21 protein-coding genes are annotated in these 19430 nt (G+C 52.5%); 15 read left to right on the top strand and 6 right to left on the bottom strand.

The window, feature by feature from the left end; translation table 11 throughout:
• Positions 1 to 15: 15 nt before the first annotated feature.
• Positions 16 to 1857, bottom strand: a complete 1842-nt coding sequence (locus ABWV79_RS06215) for an adenylate/guanylate cyclase domain-containing protein (RefSeq protein ID WP_353390964.1) — start codon at positions 1855 to 1857, stop codon at positions 16 to 18.
• A gap of 212 nt (positions 1858 to 2069) precedes the next feature.
• Between ABWV79_RS06215 and ABWV79_RS06210 the strand changes: the two genes are divergently transcribed.
• Entirely contained in the window at positions 2070 to 2924 is an 855-nt protein-coding gene (locus ABWV79_RS06210) for a CE1 family esterase (protein WP_299637033.1), read from the top strand.
• Between the two features lie 251 nt (positions 2925 to 3175).
• Entirely contained in the window at positions 3176 to 3343 is a 168-nt protein-coding gene (locus ABWV79_RS06205; protein WP_353390963.1) for an SAM-dependent methyltransferase, read from the top strand.
• A gap of 12 nt (positions 3344 to 3355) precedes the next feature.
• Here ABWV79_RS06205 and ABWV79_RS06200 read toward each other — a convergent pair whose 3' ends face one another.
• The 4 genes from ABWV79_RS06200 to ABWV79_RS06185 form a co-directional block, all read right to left on the bottom strand.
• On the bottom strand, positions 3356 to 3928 hold the full coding sequence (locus ABWV79_RS06200) for a carboxymuconolactone decarboxylase family protein (RefSeq protein ID WP_353390962.1): 573 nt from the start codon (positions 3926 to 3928) through the stop codon (positions 3356 to 3358).
• Between the two features lie 187 nt (positions 3929 to 4115).
• Positions 4116 to 4652: a hypothetical protein gene (locus tag ABWV79_RS06195; protein ID WP_353390961.1), complete on the bottom strand. Its 537-nt coding sequence runs from the start codon at positions 4650 to 4652 to the stop codon at positions 4116 to 4118.
• Positions 4636 to 5406, bottom strand: coding sequence for a hypothetical protein (locus tag ABWV79_RS06190; RefSeq protein WP_353390960.1), 771 nt, complete (start codon positions 5404 to 5406; stop codon positions 4636 to 4638). Before ABWV79_RS06190 ends, ABWV79_RS06195 begins: the two co-directional genes overlap by 17 nt.
• A gap of 73 nt (positions 5407 to 5479) precedes the next feature.
• Entirely contained in the window at positions 5480 to 5995 is a 516-nt protein-coding gene (locus ABWV79_RS06185; RefSeq protein WP_353390959.1) for a DUF805 domain-containing protein, read from the bottom strand.
• A 571-nt stretch (positions 5996 to 6566) separates the two neighbouring features.
• Between ABWV79_RS06185 and ABWV79_RS06180 the strand changes: the two genes are divergently transcribed.
• From ABWV79_RS06180 to ABWV79_RS06145, 8 genes are all read left to right on the top strand, one after another.
• The gene (locus tag ABWV79_RS06180; RefSeq protein WP_353390958.1) at positions 6567 to 6866 is read left to right on the top strand and encodes a hypothetical protein; all 300 of its coding nucleotides are present in this window, start codon (positions 6567 to 6569) and stop codon (positions 6864 to 6866) included.
• Positions 6867 to 7166: 300 nt separating this feature from the next.
• The gene (locus tag ABWV79_RS06175; protein WP_353390956.1) at positions 7167 to 7529 is read left to right on the top strand and encodes a hypothetical protein; all 363 of its coding nucleotides are present in this window, start codon (positions 7167 to 7169) and stop codon (positions 7527 to 7529) included.
• A gap of 55 nt (positions 7530 to 7584) precedes the next feature.
• The gene (locus ABWV79_RS06170; protein ID WP_353390955.1) at positions 7585 to 8199 is read left to right on the top strand and encodes a hypothetical protein; all 615 of its coding nucleotides are present in this window, start codon (positions 7585 to 7587) and stop codon (positions 8197 to 8199) included.
• A 54-nt stretch (positions 8200 to 8253) separates the two neighbouring features.
• Positions 8254 to 8559, top strand: coding sequence for a hypothetical protein (locus ABWV79_RS06165; protein WP_170493936.1), 306 nt, complete (start codon positions 8254 to 8256; stop codon positions 8557 to 8559).
• A gap of 42 nt (positions 8560 to 8601) precedes the next feature.
• Entirely contained in the window at positions 8602 to 8775 is a 174-nt protein-coding gene (locus ABWV79_RS06160) for a hypothetical protein (RefSeq protein ID WP_353390953.1), read from the top strand.
• A 120-nt stretch (positions 8776 to 8895) separates the two neighbouring features.
• On the top strand, positions 8896 to 9540 hold the full coding sequence (locus ABWV79_RS06155; RefSeq protein WP_353390952.1) for a protein-tyrosine phosphatase family protein: 645 nt from the start codon (positions 8896 to 8898) through the stop codon (positions 9538 to 9540).
• A 19-nt stretch (positions 9541 to 9559) separates the two neighbouring features.
• Positions 9560 to 10993 carry a hypothetical protein gene (locus ABWV79_RS06150; RefSeq protein WP_353390951.1) on the top strand — a complete coding sequence of 478 codons (1434 nt, stop codon included), beginning with the start codon at positions 9560 to 9562 and terminating at the stop codon, positions 10991 to 10993.
• Positions 10994 to 11054: 61 nt separating this feature from the next.
• Positions 11055 to 11924 carry a metallophosphoesterase family protein gene (locus ABWV79_RS06145; protein ID WP_353390950.1) on the top strand — a complete coding sequence of 290 codons (870 nt, stop codon included), beginning with the start codon at positions 11055 to 11057 and terminating at the stop codon, positions 11922 to 11924.
• Here ABWV79_RS06145 and ABWV79_RS06140 read toward each other — a convergent pair whose 3' ends face one another.
• A complete protein-coding gene (locus ABWV79_RS06140) occupies positions 11925 to 12683 on the bottom strand; it encodes a DUF4956 domain-containing protein (protein WP_142639636.1) in 759 nt (252 codons plus the stop codon). It abuts the gene before it with no gap.
• Between the two features lie 182 nt (positions 12684 to 12865).
• On the opposite strand from ABWV79_RS06140, the gene ABWV79_RS06135 reads away from it, so the two are divergent.
• From ABWV79_RS06135 to ABWV79_RS06115, 5 genes are all read left to right on the top strand, one after another.
• Entirely contained in the window at positions 12866 to 13798 is a 933-nt protein-coding gene (locus ABWV79_RS06135) for an SdiA-regulated domain-containing protein (RefSeq protein ID WP_353390949.1), read from the top strand.
• A gap of 219 nt (positions 13799 to 14017) precedes the next feature.
• The gene (locus ABWV79_RS06130) at positions 14018 to 15562 is read left to right on the top strand and encodes a ShlB/FhaC/HecB family hemolysin secretion/activation protein (RefSeq protein WP_353390948.1); all 1545 of its coding nucleotides are present in this window, start codon (positions 14018 to 14020) and stop codon (positions 15560 to 15562) included.
• Positions 15563 to 16484: 922 nt separating this feature from the next.
• The gene (locus ABWV79_RS06125; protein WP_282121536.1) at positions 16485 to 16781 is read left to right on the top strand and encodes a hypothetical protein; all 297 of its coding nucleotides are present in this window, start codon (positions 16485 to 16487) and stop codon (positions 16779 to 16781) included.
• 220 nt (positions 16782 to 17001) lie between these two features.
• Positions 17002 to 17778, top strand: coding sequence for a 2-keto-4-pentenoate hydratase (locus ABWV79_RS06120; RefSeq protein WP_271952844.1), 777 nt, complete (start codon positions 17002 to 17004; stop codon positions 17776 to 17778).
• Positions 17779 to 17838: 60 nt separating this feature from the next.
• Entirely contained in the window at positions 17839 to 19359 is a 1521-nt protein-coding gene (locus ABWV79_RS06115) for a DUF2779 domain-containing protein (RefSeq protein WP_353390947.1), read from the top strand.
• The last annotated feature ends 71 nt before the right edge of the window (positions 19360 to 19430 follow it).

The following is a 19430-nucleotide window of genomic DNA, read 5'->3' as shown; positions in this document are numbered from 1 at the left end:
CAAGCAATCGCGGCGTTAGTTCTCTGAAACTTCAATACCGGCAATGCGAAGCCCATCCATTATCTTTTCGATCAGCTCCGTTGGCATTCCACGCGCTCGATACGGTGAGCGTGGATCGTCAAGAAACTCCGGGTGTTCGTTTTGCAAGCGTCGCGCCATCTCTTGCGCCTTTTGTTGCTCGCCGTCCAAAGCATAGCTTGCAGTCAGGGTTGCCATCGACATGGTGGATTTCGGCGTACCCCAGCTCAAGATGACTTTTTGTGCCTCATCATAATTGCCTCGCAAGATCGCGTGCAGCACCCAAGCGTTATCGTAGCCAGGATGAAGTTTGGGGTTGAGGTCTTTTGCGCGGGAAATCCACTCTTTACCTTTTTCAAACTCGCCGGAGTAAGCAAGAAAGATACCCAGATCCGCGAGGATCCAGGAATCATTGGGACTAAGCTCCGTGGCGTTCTTTGCGTGTTCAAAGAAGACCGCCTTGTCTTCTCCCGTCATTCTGCTGAGGATTGCCAGGGCGTAGTGCGCATCCGCATTGTCCGGGTCTTCCTCAAGTGCACGTGTGGCGGCGTCTCGGGCCTTATTTGCCCAATCCGGATCGGTGTCGAATGATCGTTTCTTAGACTCGAGATAGTTAAAGGCCAATCGCGACCAAGCAAGAGAGTAACCAGGTTCTTCCTTCACGGTTCGCAATAGACAGTCCCGAGCCTTGCGATGCGCTTCAATGCTGAAACTTTGATAAAACCAGAATCCCAACAGATAACATTCATAGGCTTCCAGGTTTTCCGGTGCCTTGTCGCGGATAGCCTGCTGTACAGAAGTGTTGAACAACGGGGCATCGCTTGAACCGATTTGCGAGGCGACCTTTCTTGCAATCTCAACCTGGATATCCAGGACATTTGCGATACTGAGGTCCATATCAAAGGGGCCCGGCGGTGTGAGTTGACGGCAAGTCCTTGCATTGATGAATGTAGTTGTCACCCGCAGTTTCGAGTCAGACCGTTGGGCCGTGCCGCCAAGTATGTAATCGGCCCCTAACGCATCCCTGATCGCTTCGCAATCTTTGTTACTGCTGAAGTCGGCTCCAGCTTCGGGAGCTATAACAAACAGGTTAGAGAACTTCGCCAACAAGGCGTTAAGATCACGCGTCAAACCTTCAGCGAAATACTCGTCTTCCTTGTTTTCCCCGATTGTTTCAAAAGGTGTAATGACAATCCGCGCACCTGACGGAAGGTCGCGCGGATCATCTCTTCCAAATACAAAAAATGCTGAAATCGCGGTAGCTGTGGCGACAACAGCCGTCGCGGCAGTCCATCGGATCGCTGCGCTGCGCTTGGGTTTGACCGCAAGTTCCGGAGGCCAGGTCCAAACCTCGACCTTATTGGCGATATTCTTCAATTCATGGGCGCCAGCATGCGCAAATTCCGCGTCCACCTTTCCCGAAAGTTGATCGGCAACTGCTTTGGAAACACAAAGGCCTCCGGGCGGTGCGATTGCTTCCAACCGAGCCGCAATGTTGACACCGTCTCCCAGCAGGTTATCGCCATCTGCCACGACATCACCGAGATGTATTCCGATACGAAGGTTCATGCGCCCTTTTTCCGGCAGATCGAGGTTCCGGACCTTCAGCTCTCTTTGAATTTCCAATGCACAGCGGGACGCGTCCGTTGCACTTGTGAATTCAGCGATGACGCTGTCACCCGCGCTGCCGAACACGCGACCACCGTAGTTTGAGATGAGGCCATCAATGAGTTTTCGGTAGCCCTTTAGCGCTGTAATGGTGCCCTCTTCATCACGCTCGATCAGGCGTGAGAATCCCACAAAATCCGCAGCCATAATGGCAGTTAGACGGCGTTCCATAAGTCCCCCCGTACCACTTTAATGAAAGTTACCTGGGTTCTCGAACAAAATCTAAGTTCTTTCCCAAGCTCATAACTACTCATTTGGATAGAGATAGACCGGCCAACTTTGCCTAGACTTCAGATGGTTCACAAACGCTTGGCCGCTGCCTTCGGAGATGCGCAACGCTGTGCTATGATCTTCTGTGACCTAACCACAGAGGTACACTTTTGATGCGACCCGAAACGCGCAATCGCATTTTGACGCTCGGTATTGCCATTGCTGTTATTGCTGCGAAGCCGAACGCTGCCCTCGCTTCTGATGGAGAGTGTGGTGCGCCAGATGCACCGTGCACACTGGAAGGCGGTAAATACTACGTGGCCCTGCCAGAGGCTCCGGATGAACGACCTGCCGTCATTTGGTTGCACGGTTATGGACGGTCTGGCAAGGCGATGATCCAGAATTCCGCCTATGTTGACCCTTTCATCCGGCGTGGCTACGCGGTGATTATGCCGAGCGGGCAGCCCAGTATTAATGACAAAGACCTCGATTGGGGTGTGGCTGACGGATATGACCTGGCGCGCGATGATGTAGCCTTTATCGACGCCGTACGCGCCGACGCGGTGGAGCGCTTCGGAATTGACCCGTCGCGAATACTGATCGCAGGCTTCTCCCGCGGCGGCTCGATGGTCTGGGACATTGCGTGCCAAGCGCCAGAGATGGCAAGAGGTTTTGCCGCTGCGGCTGGGGCGTTCTGGGAGCCTATGACCACTGAGTGCGATGCGCCAGTTCACCTGTTTCACGTACACGGCTTCAAAGACAGAATGGTGCCGTTCGAAGGCCGAGAGCTGACATGGGAGGGTGTCGATTTTCACCAGGGTAACGTCATGAAGGGCTTGGACGTCTGGCGCCGAGAAAACGCCTGCTTAGGTAGCGCGGAAAACAGCTTTGGCGACGATGGTTCGATGCAGAAGGATTGGATGGACTGTGAGGCCGGCTCGATTCGGTTGAAGGTCACCAAAGGCGGACACGGCGTTCCGGAGGGCTGGCGGGACGCGGTGCTAGACTGGTTCGAAGCTCTACCTTGAGCACTCGAGTGCCTGCCGACCCTCCGCGAGTTTTGATCTGATGGGCATTCAGTAGCATTCAACATGATTGGTAAAAGGGGTTGAGAATGAGAGAGCAAGTTTCCGACTACTATGGTCCCAGCCGCAGGCTGATCGACCAGATAGCTGATAGCCTGAAGGCCGCGAGCATTGACCCGAAGAAACTACGCGCCGCGGATTTCTAACCAATCAATGAGTACCATTTCCGAGGCAGACAGACGACTTTACAGTTATTGGAGAAACTGAAGTTAACGACAGGCGCGAATGTACTTGATATTGGTAGTGGCTTGGGTGGGGTCACCAAAACAATTGCAGAAGAAGCAAGCGCTAAGGTTAGAGGCATTGATCTGACGCAAGAGTTTTGCGACGCAGCCAAAACCATTTCCGATTGGAAACGTTAGAACAACATCAATTCAAGGGATGTTGAGGCCGTTCTCTCGTCCGAAATCGGTATAGAAGCTGTCACTGCGGCATCGGTTTAAAGTGGCTTCGTCCGCTTCTCTTGGGTCGGTGCCAGGGCTTTGGACACCTGTTCCTTCTATGAAGCGATTCACGAGATTAAAGACACCGCAAACTTGGATAGCATCGAACAGCGCACTCTCCGACCAGCCTGCCGCGTAGACTGCTTTTGCGTCGGCTTCCGTCATTCGGGATGGTGAGACGGTGAGCTTTTCAATGTATGCCAGTAACGGTTTGAGTTGGTCTTCGACGGGTGCTGCATCGCGGTCTTCCATCAGTGCCTCGATTGTCTCGACCTCAATGCCGTAGGCTTTGGCGAAAACGATGTGCGCCCCATGGCAATACGCACAAGCATTCAAGCCAGAGACATAAGCTGCGATTAGTTCACGCTCAGCAACCGAGAGGTCGCTCTCGCCCCTCATAACCAGGCTTTCGTACGCGCAAAGCGGCGAAAGTTTGTCTGGAAAGGCTTGATAGACACTTCCAAGCGTCGCGTTCTCAGGCAGAGATGGAAACAGGCGTTTCATTCAATTCTCTTTCAGTCTTGCTTTGGATAGCTTTGTCTCAAAGTGAGGAACCTAACGGTGCATACGCAACCTTAAAGCAATTCTGGGATCCGCACAGAGCTTCTGTTGGAATACATCCGAAGGTAAGTTTGCCTAACAACACCCCAACGTGATCGTAGTTTGGCTATCTGCGGTGCCCAATTGCAGCTTACTCCCAATCGCCAGCAGACGAGCGCCACGTCTTAGCTTCCGCATCCCAAACACTGGCTGTTGTGCAAGGCGTCGGGTTTATTCCGTCACAATTGGTTCCGTGGACGTCAGCAAGGACAATGCGTTGACGCCCGAAGTCAACGACCGTCCAGCCCTGGTTGAGCAAGGAGTGAACCTCCTCTTCAATCAAGAAGTGCGACATGCATCCGCCAGTGCCGCAGTAAAGAGATGCGGCGCTCGAACACGCAAAACCAGACTCATTCAGAACCCAGTCGCGTTGTAGATCTCCGTCAAGATCCACCCTTTCAACCGCGCCCCAATCTAAGTCAAACTGACCGTTGTTGAACTCTGCGCAGGCCAGTGCCGCCAGATCAACCTTCGCCCGCAAACCGGTTGGAAGTTGCGAACCGTCAGCCGCGAACGCTGGTGAGGTCCAAACTAGACCCGAACCCAGCACAATCGAGGAAACCAAACATTTAAACTGGCTTACCAATTGGGAAATCGGTTGGAGGGGGGCATCAATTGCATTGATCATACCTATAGTCCCCGTATTCCAGCCAGTTTGCCGAGCCTTCGCTAAAAATCAGAAACTCGGACCTGTCTTCCCCAAGCAGCGCGACGACAAATCCGGCCGGCGGCTCATAGTTTCCAAAGTAACTGTAGGCCGTCATGGCTCTGATCGACTCGCCGTTGACCGTTACTCGTGCGTCCCACTCTCCCTCCGGATTGTCCAAAATTACGGGTTCGATCACGCGCTCAATCGCTCCGCCACCACAATAGACGATGCCTTCGGGTGCTTCGTAAGAAGCCCCCAGACTAGGATCTGAATCGCACGCGGAACGAAGGGACCGAATTGCCGCGCTGGAACCTTTCAAGTCAAAGATCCCATAGCTGACATCTTGATCAATCATCGACAGATTGACCGCCGCATTGGCCGCAAGCTGGTCCAGTACAAAACCATAGTCCTGCTGACTATCAAAACTGATCTCGACGGGATAATTGTCGACGATCTGCAAGGCAGCGTTTTCAGCGCCAACCTGAAAAGCACCAACCTCGGTTGTGCCGTTCTTCAAAAAACGAATAGACAGCCCCTGCTTGTCCATAATGTCCTGGCTGTCCTCGTATCCAGCCGGAGCAAAGCGGATACGGTTGCACTGAAGCTCCAGCGTCATGTTTCCTGTCTGAATAAACGCATTGGGGTTGGGCCCTGAGCTGAACGACCACTCCGCTGATGCTGTGGTCGCCACTGCCATAAGTAGCATTCCAATGGAAATGGTTTTGCAGCTCATTTTTTCTCTCCATTGAGTTACGGTTCGCACTGTCGTTCAGCAGAAGTTCCAGCCAATTGCCCGGACAGCCAGATCAGGAAACAGGTTCGCCGTATTCGTTTGCGCCTTCTTGGGAAGGTCGCGTCAGCCACCAGATCATCAGGATAGACAGAACCAATTGAAGAATTGAGACAACCACGATACCGGTCACGCCCAAGACTGCCGCGGGTCCCCGTAATGCATCGGGGTTTTCGGTCCCTTGCTCCAATACCGAAAAGAACGCTACCCCACCCAGCATAACAAATAGCGTTGTAATGCTGAGCGCCATCGGCAGCAGCAAATACCAGCCAGGTCGTCCTGTATCATGCAGCCTTCGCCAACCGGCGGCCAGCATAGGTATGAGAACAGCCAGCTGGAAAACAGAGGACAGGACCCGAGATCCCTGGTCTGTTTCGGGGTTGGTCCCGAATATGATCGTATCCAGCACAGCTAAACCAGCACTCACGACAACCACAAACAAGAAGAACCACCAATATTCTGAGCGTAAAGCCCGGCCGGAGAACTGGAAGTACTTCGAGAAACACGTTTTAACGGCTTCACCAAATCCCATTTTTCAATCCTTTCTTAGTTTCTGTGCGGCCTCAGAACGCCTCGCGGACCCAAAAGCACGCCTTCGCCCTTCTGGGTTTTTCCGCCTTCCATTTTTGTTTGAACGCTAAAAACCTATCTTTCAAAAAGGTAGCGAAATTTACGCGCGGAAAAAATGTTGATTTATAAAAAATAAGATTCAAACATGCGAATTCGACACAACTTTATTTTACCTCCGTTGTTGTCGTTGCTGCTCGCTGTGCCGAGCCCTTCCGACTGCTGGAGTGAATGCTGGCGGTCGGAAGGCACTTTACAATGATTGAGCGCTGGGAGGACGCGATGCTCAGACTAAACGTACTCGCCCTATTTCCAGAATTCGCTCGAGCTATTGCCAGTGTCGTCATTCAGCTTTCACACGTTGTCGGCGGTCTCGGTAGTCAAAGTAAAATCGCTCTGCCCGCCCCCCCCCGCGACAAGTTGTTGGAAAGGGAAATCACAGGGTCGAAGTATGTTCCATAGCCTGCTCTGACGCGAGAGCTTCAAACAAGCGCATCCAATTTCACTAATTTCAAGGGAACCAGAGGGAGAAGAAAATGTCTAACAAGATGGTGATGATTGCAGGCGCGACATGTTTCGCACTGCTTGTGGCCTGCGACGATACGAGTACATCAAGCGCGTCCGCCGAGCTCACGCCGGCTCAGCAGGCGTGTTTGCGAGATGTAGCCAACACGACGAACAATTCGCAAGTCGTGGTGCTCTCATCCGCGTTTAGCGAGGCGGGAACACAGGTCACAGTCGGCGTTGGCGAGGATCGTGCTCCTTGGAATTGCATTGCTTACAGTGATGGCGCGACGGCTGGTATCGAGTTCCTGGGCGACGAAGGCGCATTGTGACCTGTCTGCTGCGTAGCTGAAAACGGCTGCGCAGCACTGGCTTGATCTGCTGAGGCTCGACTTGGTTTGTAGAACCACCATCATCGTATTCGCGGTCCTTTACCTGTTTGCGTTAGTTGCGTTCTTAACGGGCACATTTGGCTGGTTGGGACAGGAACGAGACCCTTTGTCCGGAGTGTTCCTGCTGCCGTTGGGACTACCTTGGATACTTGTGGCGGACTTGGTCTGGGAGGCAGCCAAGCCGTGGTTCGCGGCGCTTGCACCGGCTCTCAACCTTTTGGTGCTGGTCATGATTTGTAGATGGGCACGCAGTTTGCGGCAGCAGTGAAGGCTGAGCTCGTTCTCACCAACAGGGAGAAAAAAATGGGGAAAGTGATCTTGGGAATTGTGATCGGGCTCGTCCTCGGCGTGGTTGGGGCGATGACCTTGGGTGGCGGGGCCGCGGTGGGTGTCGGCGTTGCAACAGGCTTGTCCGCCGGTGTCTGCACCACATTGAAAGGAGCACAAGCTGAGAACCTTATCACCGCCGAGCAAGCGGATCAGATCCTCAACCGCGTAAATTCCGAAATGGCGTCACTGCAAGGAATTGAAACGACGGACGAGATCGTCGGCAGCGCGCAGGCATGCGATGAATTTCTGTCAAAGTTACGAGACGCGAAGTGAGGTTCCGCTTTGTACGGAGCAAAAATGTAAGGACAAGCCAACAGGGGACCATCTGATGAAACTCGATTTACTCAAACTCCTCACACCCATGTTCGCAATCTCGGGCACGGCTTCTTTTGCAATGTCTGAAGCAGACGACGCGTGTATCGATCATTTGCGACAGGTTGGAGGACCAGACGGTCAATCAGGTACGATTGAAAGCTCGGAGTTCTCAGAAGCGGGCACGCTCGTCATGCTACGAGACGCAGGCGGAACACTTTGGCGCTGCATCGCGTACAAGGATGGTAGCATCGGCGAGATGTCGGTTGTCGAAGCGATGGATGATGGCGGTGGAGCCATGGCAGGCGCCGCCGGGTCTACTGGTAGCCAACGTGTCAAATTCGATGCTGGTTCCACCGGCGCCGAACTCGTTGGTGAACTCGCGCCCGGAGCGTCGCAGCAATACGTTTTGGGTGCCAAAAACGAACAGTTTCTTTACGTCCGCGTTGCTCCGCGAAATGGCTCCTTGGACTACGTTATTCGTAACCCCGACGGTTCTGAACTCTTAGGATTGATGTCGGCGGACAAGGAGTATCGAGGACAACTTTGGCAATCCGGTGATCATGTCGTGGAAGTTATCAATCGCAGCAACTCTTCAGTCGATTACAACGTCATTTTCGGAATTGAATAGGTGATCAATCAGAAACCCTGGAACACAAGTCCAAAAAAAGCGAGGGAAAAACAGATGAAAACCAAGGTCCAATTGGTGATCGGCACGGCGTGTATTACTGTGCTTGCAGCATGCGACGACAGTGGCGGATCAGTGGATGCAAGTGCACCAACTGTGGGCAGCTCCAGCGATCTTTCGTCATTTGAAGGGGCAAGAGCGGGCCAAGCTGAAATGGGCATCCAGAGTCTCGGATTTGAACTCATCCGCAGTGAAGGGCTGACCTCGTACTGGTTTAACAAGGATACTGGTGCCTGTGCTCGGATAACGACGTCTGAGGGAAGGTACTCAGATGTGACTATGCTGCCATCAGGTGACTGCTGACACATTTTCATCAATCAAACATCTGCGAAAGGGAGCTTTAGTTTGCATTTCGACCTGGCTCATGCGGCGGTCATCATTGCCGCTCTAGTTGTCACAAACCTGGCATTGAAATCGGCCGGCGTGATAAACGAAGAAAACAAGCACCAATGGAACTGGAAAGTTTTTCTGGCCTACTTCGTTGTCGTCTTTATCATCAATCTGGTGTGGCCGATTTGATGCTTCACGGCGGAAAGATTATCGTCCACTCGATATAGCTGCCAATAATGAACCGCTCCAAAAGGCTACTAAGTGGGAAGAGTTTGAGCATAACAGGCTGAAAAATAGGAAGGAGCTGGCATGCGGTTTTTGATGTCCCTCATATTCATTGGTGTTCTCGCAACCGCTGCCAATTCTGACGTGACCAGTCGAAACGGTGGCCCAAGCGACAGTCAATTGCTTTCAAAGGGTAGCAACGGCGGTGTTGATGGTGTCGCTTTCTTTCGCCCAGTCTTAAGTGGAGTATTGTATCGCTCTGGTTTCAAAGGCGGCGACAAGGAGCGAACGGGCCTAAGTGAAGGTCAACGCGAAACTCTATGTGGTGAAGGGTTCTCAATCGGGTTTTATGCCGACTTTGGCAAAAACACTGAATACGGTCGCACCAGTTGTGGAAACGGATCCTTTGACTATCAAAGCGCCAGATCCTCCCGACCCGGTGCTGTTATGGCGTCCATACACGAGGTGATAGAAAACCCTGGAAAGGGCCCTGTTCTGGTGCACTGTATGTGGGGGGTTCATTCCTCAGGTGCATTGTCGGCGATGGCGCTCGTTCAGTTTTGCGGTTGGACAGAAGAAAGGGCCAAGGATTATTGGAATGAGGCCCGAAACGGGGCGCCTTGTTCAGGCGGATGCGACAAGTGGATTGACTCAAAGTTCTCCAACTTCAGTGTCGACCCAAAGTTAAAAATCTCCACCGAACAACAGGCAGCGATTTGCCCTAAATGATACCGGGAGGACTATCCAAATGAAGTTCAATCTTCTGGGGTCACTTGCTCTCATTGCACCCACTGTCGTGTGGGCGAACGACAATGTTCTAGGTGAAGCCACGACATTTGATAGCCCCAACGGCATTACTGAACGCTGTATTCGGATCGAAAAAGTTCCAACGGGCGAGTACAAGAACAGCGATCTTGAGGAAGAAACGGCCTATTGCGAGATCGATTTCTATGCCTCCGAAATTGCTATTTGCCCAAAAACCTGGAGTACCAGCCCAGGAATGGCCGTCTACGATATTTCGGAAGGGCCCTACGCGGGGAACCGTTCTGAGTTCGAGAGAAACGCTTGCAAAGAGGGGAAGGCGGCGAAAGATCTGGCCAAGGACAGGGTGGCCAAATTCAAATCCACCATGAACCAAAAGGGCACTAGTGGAACGTTTTCCACCTCTTCGCTGCTTTACTATCATTTCTCCAGATATTTCGACACGACTGTCAAAGTTCCAGTCGCCGTTTGGCGCAGCATGGACGCCCAGGCGCATTTTTCCGAAGTCGCAGAGCCTGGCCTCGTGATTTCTGGTGGCTCTCATGGCGGGCGCATGAACCACGAAGGCTGGCGGGTCTTCGCGGCTGCGGATGCCGACCCAAACTCATACCAACCAACCGATGATCTGTTCACCTCGGATCGAACGCAAATATACGGTGTACTGCTTGATAGCCCTGGGCATCGATACGGCTCGGAAATCAACGGCACCCGTAAATCTGGTTGGGGGAAAGGCCAAAACCGTGATTTTCAGGAAACGCCCGCTTTCTTAGCTTTGCGGTCTTCAAAACCATTGTCAGAGGCAATCGCAGAGGGCGTCAGAGAAGGTCGAAGAGACCGGATGATCAACAAGGATCTCGGCCCCGATGTCAGCGACCAACAGATGGCATTTTGGATGCAAGAACTTACCGAGATTGTTCTCCTAGATTTCATCTTTAGCCAGCAGGACCGCGTAGGAAACATAGACTTCACACCCTATTGGTATTGGGTCGAAGACGGAGACCTGAAGCATAGGAAGGCCAAGCACCATCAGCCAAACGATGGAGACGTTCCCGCCGACGCATTATTGATCCGTCGCAGCAATCTAAACGACAACGATGCTGGTGGGCGGGTTGAGTATGCCAACTTCGCGAAATCTACTCAAATGCTAGAGAAAATGCGGCATTTCTCTCCAAGCACATACCGACGCTTGGTTGCGCTGAATAGTGAGCTTCAAACTCAAGGCCCGGTTTATAACTGGCTGTCGCAAAGCCTTGGGCTGTCAGACAGTCAGATTGCACAAGTCGTCAAAAATACCGCGCTGGCAACGTCCATCCTCCAGAGCAATTGTTCAAATGGTGAATTGATATTCGATTTGGATCCCGCCGCATTTTTTCTGACAAGCGACGCCGAGCAAGAGGCCTTAGACTGTAGTGACCCGTAACCTTTCTACCCTTTTTGCGGCGTGCATTTGGACAGCTCTGCTAGCCTGCAAGGCCGCGGCATTGGATGTCATCGTCATATCGGATCTGAACGGAAGCTACGGTTCGGTAAAATACGATGCCCGCGTCGACAAGGCGATTGAGCGGATAGTCGAGATTGATCCAGATCTGGTTATTTCGACCGGAGATATGGTTGCGGGACAGCGCATTCCCAACTTGTCCGACAAACAGGTCAGGGAAATGTGGAAAGCGTTTCATGAGGCGGTATCAGATCCTTTAACGGCTGCCGGAATTCCGTTTGCGGTCACGCCGGGAAACCATGACGCCTCCGCTTACCGAGGGTTCGAGCGTGAAAGAAAAATATACGCAGAGGAATGGACGCCGAGAAAGCCAGACGTCGACTTCCTGGTTTCAGATGACTACCCGTTCTTCTACGCATTTGAGATGCAAGGCATTACGTTTGCGTCTCTGGATGCTACGACCCTAGGGCCGCTGTCCGGCGATCAGCAGGACCGACTTGTGGAACTGGGTACAAGTGGAGACCCGATTGTCACTTTCAGTCACCTCCCACTTTGGCCCTTCGCGATCAAGCGTGAACGCGAAATCATCGGTGACCCAACACTTGAAAAAATCTATTTGGAAAGCGGTGTGGTTCTGCATCTGTCAGGCCACCATCATGCCTTCTATCCGGGTTGGAAAGATGGTGTTACTTACGTCTCCCAAGCTTGTTTGGGAGGTGGCCCGCGACGGCTTATCGGATCAAAAGCCGGATCACCTCACAGCTTCACTCATGTTACGTTCCAGCCAAACGGAAAATTTGGGATAGCAGTATATCGAGGACCTGACTTCGAAAGGTCGGTAAATTTCAAGTCGCTTCCGGAAGAGATCAGATCCCCGAATGCAGTGTTGAAACGTTTGGACCTTGTGAAATGACTAGAGGTTGAGTTTCAGCTCAACTTTATCAGGGACCAGATCGTTTATCATCTCTTCTATCCGGGCTTCTGAAAGCCCTCCCGAGGTGATGAAAAGCAATGAGACGCGAGACTTTCCGGGGACGTGGTGTTTTCTGACCAGCTTCCAGCCAGCGTCTGCGGCCATGGCTTCAATGTCCCCGCTGACTTTCAATGAGTGCTCTTCGTTTGAAGCCTTGAGCGAAATTTCCACGCCCTTGTTTCGCCCACCGAGCCAAATGAAACACCAACATACAACCGCCACCAGTGTGGCCATCAAGGGTAAGCCCAGCCCTACCGCCAGCCCAAGCACGGTGACTATAATCATTTCCACCGTGTCGACCGGGTCATCCATATTTGATCGGAACCTTAACAGAGCTCCTATTCCAAAAATCACGAACCCGATCATCGATCCGTGCTGTACGACCAGAAACCCAACCGCCATGCCGACAAGCGCATAAAGGAAGAACAGTCGCGGCATGACGATATCGCTGACACTTCTACGGGCTTTACGTCTCACCGGATGATAGACGATCAAGCCAGCCAGAATGATCGTGACGATCACATCGAGAGTAAAGAAATACAGTTCCTGTTTGCCACGAAACTGCGTCCACTGGCGTTCGATGAGAATTTCCGATTCCGAAGCCCCGGCCAGCATCGTCGCAGGGTCGACTTGTGACACCGCAGCACCTGGCAACAGCAGCATCAACAACACGGTCACAAATGTGAGGGTCGTATTCAACTTGTCTTCCTTCCTGCTCACGCCAAAGGCTTACGCTTCACCAAAGGCACATCGTGCCCTATTCAATTCAATCGCAACAGGCGGGATCAGGTAAAGAGATTACCGTGCATTCTTCGGACATCGCGTCCGGACTGTGATACGAACGCTGATACAAGGATATGGTCCAAGCGCGAGAAAATTGAATGGCAGAAAACAAAGTGTTTCCGTCAAAACCTACAATTTCACGGTGTTTCTGCAAACTTAGACGACTCGCTTTTACGGCCAGCTTGGTTGCGGCAGCCTTCTTGCCTTGGACCGATTTTGCCTACGCCGAAAGTGCTGGTTTGGTTCTGGTCGATAAATTCAAGGTGGCAGACAAATCAGAGGGATTTTCAGAGCCTTCCGGTTTGGCAATGTCTAACACTGAAGGCTTCTTGTGGTCTGTAAGTGATGCCGAACCTAAACTGCACCTACTCGGAGTCGACGGGGTATTAGGAAACTCTTTCAAGTTGCCAGCATTGGCAGGATCAGATTTGGAGGGTGTTGCACCTCGAAAAGATGGGTCTGTTTTGGTGCTTCAAGAAACTGACCGATCAATCCTAGTCGTTCACCCAACTGACCCCACTCAACTGACGACAATACCTCTCGCATCTCTTAAAGGTTACCCGACCGCCGCTGAATTACTCGTCGGCAACCCTTTGAATAAGGGACCCGAAGGTATCGCCGTTGACCCGGAATCCGGGCGGGTCTTCGTTGGCATTGAGGGACAACCAAGGTTGTTAATGGTGTTATCGCCAGAGCTAGACGAAATTATTGAGATCATTCCTTTAGCCCGCGATGCAGGTTTTATCTCCGAGCGTGTAGATGATGATGAACTGGATTTGAGCGGCCTGGCATGGTCCCGGTCCTCGCGTTCTCTTTGGATTGTGAGTGACAAAGGCCGTCAGATCTTCATCTACAATCCAGAATCCAAGTCCGTAAAGTCTATCAGTTTGACGTTCACAGAAGATGGAAAACAAAAAGAAGTTAAACATCCCGAAGGGATCGCTCTCGATGAGATCAGAGGGCTTCTCTATATCCTGACAGATGATGCCAAGAAATCGCGGCTTTATGTTTTTGAGCAACCGGAGTTGTGAGGACTGTCCTACTAGTTCTCTACTCTGCGTGGTTGAAAAGCGGGGTTGTGTAAATGAGTGCCGTCTTATGTGCAGCATATTAAGTAAATCTGCGCTCTGTTCGATATGTTTCTAAAAAACATCACCCATCAATATATTCGAATAGCGTCAGGTTCACACATGCGAACCATGTAATAACGTTGGGCTTCAACATGCTCAGTCACCTTAAGGTTATCGATAATGCCCGTATCCAATTCGGTTGTAATTGCGATCATTTGCACTTTAGTGGCCTTTGTTGCAGTTCCAAAATACAGCATTGCCCAAACCTGGGACATCGCATCACAGCACTCTGTCAGCGGCGTAACGGTATATGATACGGATGAGCTGTTAACGTTTGCCGGTCAGTTGGCTTTTGATCGGTCAGGGCGCATCACAGCAGTGGATGTCGCATCAACGATCACGCAGATCTACCGAGAAGACGGTTACTTCTTGGCTGAGGCCTGGCCCGGCCCCGATGGGCAGAGCATAATTGTTGATGAAGGGCGCATTCAAACCATCGAAATTGAAGGTGTAGATACGCGCACGTTCCAAACCCTAGAGAAGATTTTTCAGCCCCTCACCACCTCCTATCCCATAACGCTGAAACGATTTGAGCGGGCGGTTATGCTAGCCGAGGACATACCTGACTTGGAGTTGTCGACCGAACTTGATTACCCGGATCAGGCTGGTGCTCGGCTGAGAGTATTGGGAGAGCCACTGCGAAAACAAGCCGGTAGTGCGACACTCGACAACCCTCCGCGTGAGCTTGGAGAAGCGCTAAGCTTCTATGTCGTGCAAGAGTTTTATTCAACGCTGACCGTCGGGGATATGCTGCGATTTGAGGGATCAGGCAATTACAATTGGGACAAAGACGATGAGCACTCTTTATGGGGCGCTCTTACCTATCGCACGCCGCTGAACAGCAATGGTCTGTACGGTGAGATCTTCTACGGGAACATAAACGCAAAACGTGACCTCTCAGGGGACTTTGCGAGAACAGATATTGACGGCGAGAACTTCACAGTCGCGATGGGTTACCCCGTGATCCGCGATGTGGCCCGTTATGGATATCTTCTGCTGGACTATCGCCTTTCAAAAGCGGATTCAGTCAGTGGTGGCGTTCCACTATCCAGTGACGCGAGTGTCGTTGGCCTTACATATCTTTACGGGCAAAACTATCCAAAGGGACAAGCTCTGGAAGCGGGGCTAACCTTATCTTTTGGTGACAATGACAACGACACGACAGACGCGAATTTTGATGACGGGGACTCTTCGTTCTGGCATTTGAGGGGCGGCATCGGATATGAAAGCCCCCTACCGGGCTTATCGCCCAACACAGCTTGGCGGACAGAGATCTGGGGTCAGTACACAACAGACCGGTTACCCTCTGTCGAAGAGTACTTCCTTGGTGATCGTTATGCGTTGCGTGGATACCGCTTTGACGAAGTGGATGGTGATTCAGGGATCTCAGCAATCTTCGAAGTATCTCACTCCTATTTCCCAAGCTCGCAGAGCGTAAATCGTCTGACGCCCTTCGCTTTTTTCGACGTTGGTTACATCTCGAATAATGATCCCGCCAGTTTCGAAGTGGGAAGTGCAACACTGGCATCGACCGGGTTGGGGCTGGACGTTGAGTTTAAGCAAAACTTATTCCTGTCCGGATATGTCGGTGTCCCTTTGAGAGACGGTCCTTTGACCGACTCTGGCGATCCTGGCGCGTATCTTGCTCTGACAACAAGTTGGTGAGGATGTTATGAAACTGAACAGAATTGCGTTACTTACAACAGCTTGTTTGATTGCAGAACTGGCCGCTACACAGGTCGTTGCCGGCGGAAATCAGTACGGGTGGTGCCGTGGCGTGGGGAATCCTCACCAGTCAAGCCAAGGATGCGGGCAGGCCGGTGGGCAAGGAACAGGTAATCAAATTACCGGCCCAACTCAGCCGGTAGCAAATCAGTTGCCGCCTAAGGGAACCCAGCAAACGCCCACATCCGTTACTGTTCCAGTCCTTGCGCCGGGCGCGGTTCCGAACGCAATTCCCGGTCAGGTTCCTATCGCGACACCAATAGCGGTTCCCGGTCAGGTTCCCACGCCGGTAGTAGCGCCGACCCTAGCTCCGCCTTTGACTCCAAATGCGACTCCAAACCGGGTTCCGACAGCCGTTCCAAATCAGGTTCCGCCATTGGCTACCGGGCCTACCGCGGTGCCGCCGCAAGTTCCGACTGCAACTCCCAATCAAGTTCCGATAGCTATCCCTGGCCAGGTTCCGCCTCAACCTACCGGCCCAACAGCGGTGCCGCCACTTGTGCCCACCGCGACACCAAACCAAATACCAGTCGCAGTTCCTGGTCAGGTCCCGCCTCAGCCCACCGGTCAAACTGCTGTGCCACCGCTCGTCCCGACTGCAACACCAAACCAAATTCCGGTCGCAGTGCCCGGCCGTGTTCCGCAACCCAGCGGTACAACAGCGACGCCACCGCTTGTCCCAACAGCAACCCCCAATCAGGTTCCCACGGCGGTTCCTGGCCAGGTTCCACAGTTGACACCAAAACCTACGGCAACTCACGTGGCCGTCCCAGGGCATCCGAAACCACAAGGCGTCGTGACAATCATGCGCCCTAAGCCGAGGCCGACGACCGGTACTGTCCAGCGACCTGGAACAACTCAAGTGACCCACCATATAACCCACCAAAGCAATGCGAAGAAACACGATCACGTCGCAGCAACACCTGGGCGGCATGATCCGCACGACCTACCGAGATTCCGCAACGCGGCGGCCAAGGAAGACTGGGAATGCGTTGCCAGCGGATTTGGGCAACGTCGGTATGATGCCGGGCGCGGCGTGTTGCTGAACAGCGGGGCACTACGACACCTTGGAAATGTGGATGCGATGGCTCGTGATGTACCAGCACGGCACCCGAAGCATTCCGGATGCATTATCTCGGTCAAACGAAAGCGGCAGTAGCGCCAGGCACATCTTGAAGCCTTAGAGGAATTCTTCCGAGTGGGAAGCTGGTTTCCAACCAAGGTTAAGTTGAAGAATAGACATCAACCGAAGGTTGTCATCTCTCAGAAGGTTAATGAGGCATATCCACACTTTCATTGCAAGCCTTTGAGTTTCCGACGATGGCCCTTCAAAACCTCGCTTGCATCGCAATCCAGCCGTCGGAGCGTATAATGCGAATATGACAAGAGATATTGAATCTAACGCTCAGACAATTGCTGATGCCCTGACCTCTGCCCAGCAGATACCTAAACTGTCTTCAGAGGCAGGACAGCTATCGCTGGATGACGCTTATTCGATTGCTAGTCGTGTCCGCGAGATTCTGGACAAAGAAAGAGTTGGCAGAAAAGTCGGCTTCACGAACCGCACGATTTGGCCTGTTTACGGTGTGGATCAACCCATTTGGGGAGAGGTCCACGCAGATGGGCTGTTTTCGACTGATCAGCCGGTAAACTTGGCAAGGTATTCAGAACCGAGGATTGAACCAGAAATCGTACTCGGCCTTAGACATACACCGACGGCTGAAATGAACGATGAGCAGTTGGCAGGTTGCGTGGAGTGGGTCGCTCCAGGATTTGAAATCGTCCAATCGATTTATCCCAACTGGAAATTCTCGGTCGAAGACTCAATCGCAGCACAAGGATTGCACGGCTGCCTTGTTCTTGGCGACAAAATCGAGGCGACGCATGATATCTTGACCGGCTTGGCCGAAGTGCCACTAGCGTTGTTCAAGGGCACCGAGGCTATCGAGGCCGGCAAGGGTGAAAACGCGCTCGGCGGCCCAATTAAAGTCCTGGCTCATCTTGTGTCTCTGCTTTTCAAAGACGACCAGCTTCAGGGAGGCGAGCTAGTCACAACTGGCACATTGACAGACGCATGGCCAGTGTCTCCAGGTGAAGAATGGTCAGCTGGTTTTGGTGGCGTGATGGACGCCGAGCTATCGGTACGATTTACATGAGGCTTTGGTAGAGTGGTAACGCCGACTGCACCAAAGAAAAGTTACTCTCAATAGCTGACCATGATGGTCTTCCACTGGTTTCACCAATTCTGGAATGCAAATTACACGATGCTATCCAAATCAGACTACATGTTGTTTCTCAGGCACCCTGCCTGGCTCTGGATCAAGAAGCATGCCAGGCATCTGTTGCCGCCAATTGACCCTTCGTTGCAAGCACGCTTTGACGAGGGGCACGCCTTTGAACCATATGCAGAGGAGCTTTTTGGTGATCTCGTTCGCCTCGGTTTTTCAGATTTTTCAGAATACCAGGCTCTGCCCGCGCGTACTTTGGAGGCTTGGAGAAACGGTGCAAACGCAGTGGCGCAGGGACGCTATGAAGATGGAACCATAACTTGCATCTCCGACATCGTGAGCCGCAGTGATGATGGGTACGTTCTGACAGAGATCAAGAGCGGGACTTCTGCAAAACCCGAGCACACTTTTGATCTCGCATTCCAGCGTGTCGTGATTGAGGCGGCCGGGTTCCCCATTACGCGCTGCGAAGTTGCACATGTGAACCGTGATTACGTCAGAAACGGCGAAATCAATCCGCAAGAGCTTGTCGGCATCACTGACATCACGGATGCGGTGACTGAGCAGCTCGAAAAAACACGCACGCTTATCGATCAGGCATTGAGCGTCGTTGCCAGCGGTACGATGCCTGATCCGTCCCCCGAACGTGCGCGCCTTAAATCCTATGGTGAATGGCTGGAGATCCGCGAAAAATTCGACCCACCTCTCGCGCATGACAGTATCCACCGCCTTCCGTTCATGAATGCGGAAAAAGCCTCGGAACTCATCGCAAATGGGATCACAAAGATTGACGAGATCAGTGATCCATCTGTGTTGGGCAAGTCGACACAGCGCTACTTGAGAACAGTGGCGAACGGTGAACGCACAATCGATCATCAGGAGTTAAGCAGGTTTCTGAGCGAGATTGTCTATCCGGTTCACTATTTTGACTACGAGACATCTCAGAGTTTGCTGCCACCCTGGGACGGAACGCGTCCCTATCAGCAAGTGGCTTTCCAGTATTCCTTGCATATCCAGCATGAGCCTGGCGGAGAAATTGAGCACAGGGAGTATCTCCACCGAGACGCCAGTAACCCAATGCCAGCCTTGCTGAAAAGGCTTCGTGAGGACATAGGAAACGTTGGCTCTGTAGTGGTTTGGTATGCTCCGTTCGAGAAATCGCGCAATACGGAAATGGCGGAAACTTATCCAGAGCATGCAGAGTTCCTGAAAGGCCTAAACGCCCGCGTTGTAGATCTTATGAAGCCGTTTGCGGATGAAGTGATCAACGATCCCGCGTTCAAGGGAAGCGCCTCTATCAAGGCCGTTCTTCCAGCGTTTTTGCCAGAACTTTCATACGATGATCTGGACATCAAAGAGGGGGCGAGCGCGTCTCGCCTTTGGAAGGACGTAACACTGACGGAACCGGATGATCCAGCGCGCGAGAAGGTATATGCTGATCTTGTGGCGTATTGCACGCGCGACACCTGGGCGATGGTCGCAATTCATCGGGAATTGCTGGCGATGTGAGGCGTGCTGCGTAGCAAAAGACGTTTTGCGACTTTGCTCTGCTGGGTATCTGTGTGGTTTGTCGGCGTTAG

The organism is Ruegeria sp. HU-ET01832 (assembly GCF_040371315.1).
In the GTDB taxonomy this organism is placed as follows: Bacteria; Pseudomonadota; Alphaproteobacteria; order Rhodobacterales; family Rhodobacteraceae; genus Ruegeria; species Ruegeria lacuscaerulensis_A.
Note: the sequence above shows the minus strand (reverse complement) of the source record. Positions and strands in the feature narration are given on the sequence as shown.